This is a genomic window from Seonamhaeicola marinus, from assembly GCF_008085455.1.
On record NZ_VSDQ01000588.1, the window covers coordinates 1 to 570 of the forward strand.

The following is a 570-nucleotide window of genomic DNA, read 5'->3' on the forward strand; positions in this document are numbered from 1 at the left end:
AGCTGCACTATCTTTACGTTGTTTAACTTGCTTTTGCAATAGTTTTAGCTCTTGCTCTTCAGTTAACTCATCGCCTGCACCGCTTTCAGTTTTAGCTAAAAGTATGGCCGATTTTACGGCTCTTAAAGCTGTTAAAGCTGTTTGGTCTTTGGCTTTCATTGCTTCTTTTAAAGCCGTCATTACGTCTTGCTGTAAACTCATTTCTTTATTTTTTTAGAGTGCGAAGATAATAAATTGCGCTATTATTTGATAAGAAATACATCTTGTTTAAACCCTATATAAAAACTAAAACCCGAAAAGGTGAGAGTTGCTTTTCGGGTTCATAACTATTTAAGTAGGAAAAAATCAATCGACATTGTCATGTAAAAAAGAATTATTACTTCTTAATTGGATGTCGTCATTATCATCTAAACCTACACTGGTTCGAGACATATCAGTATCAGATGATGATTTGGTTTGGCTAATATCTAATCCTTGACGTTTGTATGCTGGTACTTTTTCAATATCATCAATTTTGGCATTATTAAATTTATAATTGAAATCCTTCATTTTACGTCTGCGCTCTTCAGC

Annotated in this window: 1 protein-coding gene and 1 pseudogene; both read right to left on the minus strand. The window is 33.5% G+C overall.

Going from position 1 to position 570, the window contains the following annotated elements; all coding sequences use genetic code 11:
• Nucleotides 1–201 (minus strand): GatB/YqeY domain-containing protein (locus tag FUA24_RS10655; protein ID WP_187388245.1); only part of this gene is annotated, 201 nt, incomplete at its 3' end.
• A gap of 144 nt (nucleotides 202–345) precedes the next feature.
• Nucleotides 346–570, minus strand: a pseudogene (locus FUA24_RS10660) (cell division protein FtsZ); the annotation flags it as partial.